At 71.6% G+C, this 1,222-nt stretch carries 2 protein-coding genes; one reads left to right on the top strand and one right to left on the bottom strand.

The window, feature by feature from the left end; genetic code table 11:
* The coding region (locus DSP71_RS22835; protein WP_258546190.1) for a helix-turn-helix transcriptional regulator at positions 1-218 on the bottom strand (218 nt) is incomplete at its 3' end.
* Positions 219-339: 121 nt separating this feature from the next.
* Between DSP71_RS22835 and DSP71_RS00600 the strand changes: the two genes are divergently transcribed.
* A partial coding sequence (locus tag DSP71_RS00600) for an SDR family oxidoreductase (RefSeq protein WP_113680102.1) occupies positions 340-1,222 on the top strand: 883 nt, incomplete at its 3' end.

Here is a 1,222-nt window from a genome sequence, read left to right on the forward strand (position 1 = left end):
GCGATCGCGGCGAGCATCTGCTCCGAGGGCAGCGGCCCGTCACCCCGTTCGAGTCGCGCGTAGTAATCGGCCGACATGTGGCTGAGCGCGGCCACTTCCTCGCGACGGAGCCCCTCGGTGCGCCGTCGCGCCCCCCGTGCCAAACCCACGTCCTCCGGTTGCAGATTGTCTCGCCGCAGTCGCAGGAACCCCGCGAGCGCCGTCCTGTCGATGACCATCCGGCCCTCCTCCCGACGCCCCGATCCTCGCATCCGTCCGTGCCGGTATCCACTGCATGGGGAGTCCTGGTTGCGGCGACGCCCAGCACGCACGCTGGAGGAAGACCCGAAGGAGCACATCATGAGCCCGCGCATCCCCGACATCCGCATCCCCTCTCTCGCCGGCCGCCGTGCGATGGTGACGGGAGGGAGCGACGGCATCGGCCTGCACATCGCCACGCGTCTCGCCCGTGCCGGAGCCGAGATCGTGCTCCCCGTGCGCAATCCGCGGAAGGGGGATGCCGCCGCCGCGACCATCAGGGACGCCGCGGCGGGTGCGCAGGTGCAGACCGCGCCGCTCGACCTCTCATCGCTCGACTCCGTGGCGGAGTTCGGCGAGGCGATGCGGAGGGACGGCAGCCCCGTGCATCTGCTCATCAACAACGCCGGGGTGATGTCGCCGCCTGACCGGCAGACCACGGCCGACGGGTTCGAGGTGCAGTACGGGACGAATCATCTCGGGCACTTCGCCCTGGTCGCACACCTTCTTCCCGTGCTCAGCGCGGGGCAGGCGCGCGTGACCTCCCAGGTGAGCGTGGCCGCGGCCCGCGGAACGATCGACTGGCAGGATCCGAACGGGGAGCAGTCGTACGACGGGATGCGGTCTTACCGGCAGTCGAAGATCGCGCTCGGGTTGTTCGGCCTCGAACTCGACCGGCGCAGCCAGGCGCTCGGATGGGGCATCACGTCGAACCTGTCCCACCCCGGAGTCGCCCCCACGAGCCTGCTCGCCGCCCGTCCGGAACTCGGTCGCGCCGACGACACCGTCGAGGTGAGGGTGATCCGGTGGGCGTCCCAGCGCGGGCTGATCGTCGGCACGGCCGAGAGCGCCGCGTTGCCCGCCCTGTTCGCGGCAGCGTCGTCGTCCGCTCTGCCCGGCCGCCTGTACGGCCCGCGCGGTCCTGGCCACATGGGCGGCGCTCCGGCCGAGCAGGCCCTGTACCGTCCGCTACGGAGCACGGCGG

Origin of the sequence: Microbacterium sp. H6 (assembly GCF_003314775.1) — a bacterium.
Taxonomy (GTDB): Bacteria; Actinomycetota; Actinomycetes; order Actinomycetales; family Microbacteriaceae; genus Microbacterium; species Microbacterium oxydans.